This window comes from Pseudomonas sp. SDO5591_S426, from assembly GCF_054070755.1.
This window is the reverse complement of the sequence record NZ_JBSVXD010000362.1, coordinates 1-2,648: the sequence shown is the minus strand read 5'-3', so window position 1 is coordinate 2,648 and position 2,648 is coordinate 1. Positions and strand designations below refer to the sequence as shown.

Sequence of the window (2,648 nt, the reverse complement as noted above, 5' to 3'; positions counted from 1 at the left end):
AGTGAGCACAGCATTTTCGGTCGGCACAAAACCACTGTGGGAGCGGGCTTGCCCGCGATGGCGGTGTGTCAGTCGCCATCGATGCTGGATGTGCTGGCCTCATCGCGAGCAAGCTCGGCTCCTACAGGGTTTTGGGTGTCAGAACGGCACAGTCAGTTTCATCCAGTACGCATTCCCCTGCGCGCGGTTGCGCACTTCGGTTTCCTGCTCCCATTTGCCCGTGACGAACCAGCCGTTCTTGCTGGTGTATTTGATCGATGGCCCGATGGCCAGCGCTCGTCCCTTGTTGTCTTCGATGGTCTCGCCGTTCTGGCGGTCGTCGGTGGTCTGGCGGTAGTAGTAACCGCCAATGCCCAACACCCAACCATTGCCCAACCCCCAGCCGACGGCATAGTCGACATGAAATTCCTGGCCCGAACGGTAGTCGGTCGCCGGGTTTTCGCGGTTGAAGTCATACATGATCTTCGCATCGACGTTGAGCCCGTTCGGGTCGACGTAGGTGATGGCGTAGACCGGTTCGATCACCCAGTAATTGCGCCCGGTGTTGGCCAGGTCGCCGCGATCGTAACGACCGGTCGGGGCGATCATGTCGAGGGCGAGGATACTGTGGAATTTTTCGCTGTGGTGAAAGCCCAGCGCCGGGCCGAAGATCACGTCACCCAGGCCTTGTTTGTTTTGCGACTGGCCGTTGAGTTCAACCTTGAGGTCCACCAACGGCACGATCGCGTGCAGTGCCACGCTGGCACCGAACAAGGTGTAATCGCTGACCCAGATCAGTCTCGGAGTGATGGCGTTGGCGCGCACGCGAAAATCCACCGGGAGTTTCTTGCCGTCATTGCCGCGCAGGTTGTCGGCTTCGTAATGGGTGACAAACAGTTGCCCGTAAAACCCCGGCGGCGGCATTGCCCCGGACATGTAGTTTTCCGCGCCCAGCGGATAGGACGTGCCGCCGCCTTCAGTGGCGTGCACGGACAACGACGCGGTAACAGCAGTAGCGATCACGAGCAGGTTTTGCAGTCGACGAGTCATTCAGTTCAACCTTTATTGTTGTTATTGGTCAGGCACACCTCGCCCTCTCGGCAGATCGAGAAGGCGGGTTTACAGGTCAATCAGATGCGTTTGAACAACGCTGAACGCTGGGTGCTTTCACCACCGTCGGCGGCGCTGTAGAAGCGTTCCATGAAGATGTCGCGTTCAAACAGCCGCCCTTGCATCAGGCAGGTGATGGCCGAATCGATCATCACCGGCGGCCCGCACAAATAGGCCTTTCGGTTGCTGAAGCGGCCGTCGAAATGCTGTTTCGCGGCGTCATGCACATAGCCCTTGAACCCCGTCCATTCAGGGTCCTCGACCGCCTGACTGAGGGCCGGCACATAGGTGAAGTTGGCGTGGTCCCGGGCCAGCGCTTCGAACAGTTCGCGGTTGTACAGTTCGCCACGGTTGCGCGCGCCCTGGAACAACACGATCTGCCGGGTATCGCCGGCCTCCAGCAAGTCGAGAATCATCGACTGCGGGCTCGACAATCCGGAACCGCCGGCGATGAAGATCAGGTCGCCACTCTGCGAACCACGGACGAAAAACTGCCCGTACGGCCCAGACAATTCCACCGCATCGCCGACCTTCAAATCATCGTGAATCTTGCCGGTGGCCAGACCGCCGTCGACCCGCCGCACGTGCAACTCGACTTCATCGGCACGGCTCGGTGGATTCGCCAGCGAGAACGCCCGCGTGCCTTCAATTCCGGGCAATTGCAGATTGATGTACTGCCCTGCCTGAAACGCCATCGTCCGGTCGAGCTTCAGGTGCACACCCTTGATGGACGGCGACAGGTCGACCAAGGCGCTGACCACCGCGCGGTAGTCCTCCACCGGATGGCCAAGGAAGTCCGGGTCGGCATCGATGTCAGCCTCGATCACCATGTCGCTTTGCGGGATCGCACAGCACGCCAACACCTTGCCTTCATCACGCTCCATGTCCATCAGCGCGAAGGACGAGGCGGCGCCAAGATCGGCTTCGCCCTCCAGCACCTGGACCTTGCAGGTGGCGCACGTACCGTGGCCGCAGGCAAACGGCAACCAGACGCCCTGGCGCAATGCGGCCTGAAGAATGGTCTGCCCTTCTTCCACTTCGATCTGCTCGCCAGTGGGTTCAATGGTGACTTGGTAGCTCATCGCCGTGTCCTCAGTTGAAGCTGCCGGCAATGCCGTTCAAGCCGGGAGTGTTGAGGTGCAGCAGGCTCTTGTGATCGATGCCGTTGGCGATCAGGCTCGCTGTGTTGTCCGGGGTGAACGGCTGATCGTTGAGGCGCCACAGCGCCTGGCTGAAATCGACTCGCGGCGCATCCGGGTGCTGGGCAATCGAAGGTTTGACCACTTGCTCGATGAAGTCGCCGAACGGCATGGCCGGTGGCAGTGGAAAGGTGAACGGCGCGCAGAACATCAGGTGTTTTTCCCAGCACAGGTACACCAGTTGCAAGCCATGGAAATTCTCCTGGCGGTCCAGGGGTTGGGCGTCGTAGGCGCCGATGGCGGTCACGGGCATGATCGTTTTCCTTCTTATTGTCAGTTGGGAGGTGGGAGCGGGCTTTCTCCCGCGGGGGGGTGTCGGAACCCCCCACGTCGGATCTGACATCTTATTTTCGAGCAAAC

3 protein-coding genes are annotated in these 2,648 nt (G+C 60.3%); all 3 read right to left on the bottom strand.

Annotation, left to right across the window (positions count from 1 at the left end; genetic code table 11):
* Positions 1–138: 138 nt before the first annotated feature.
* Entirely contained in the window at positions 139–1,029 is an 891-nt protein-coding gene (locus ACW9JC_RS29935) for a SphA family protein (RefSeq protein ID WP_457459558.1), read from the bottom strand.
* An 80-nt stretch (positions 1,030–1,109) separates the two neighbouring features.
* A complete protein-coding gene (locus ACW9JC_RS29930) occupies positions 1,110–2,171 on the bottom strand; it encodes a 2Fe-2S iron-sulfur cluster-binding protein (RefSeq protein WP_457459556.1) in 1,062 nt (353 codons plus the stop codon).
* A gap of 10 nt (positions 2,172–2,181) precedes the next feature.
* Entirely contained in the window at positions 2,182–2,541 is a 360-nt protein-coding gene (locus tag ACW9JC_RS29925; protein WP_457459554.1) for a phenol hydroxylase subunit P4, read from the bottom strand.
* Between the last annotated feature and the right edge of the window lie 107 nt (positions 2,542–2,648).

Coding starts and splice junctions, on each gene's coding strand:
- ACW9JC_RS29925 (WP_457459554.1), bottom strand. CDS start 2,541: ATGCCCGTGACCGCCATCGGCGCCTACGACGCCCAACCCCTGGACCGC.
- ACW9JC_RS29935 (WP_457459558.1), bottom strand. CDS start 1,029: ATGACTCGTCGACTGCAAAACCTGCTCGTGATCGCTACTGCTGTTACC.
- ACW9JC_RS29930 (WP_457459556.1), bottom strand. CDS start 2,171: ATGAGCTACCAAGTCACCATTGAACCCACTGGCGAGCAGATCGAAGTG.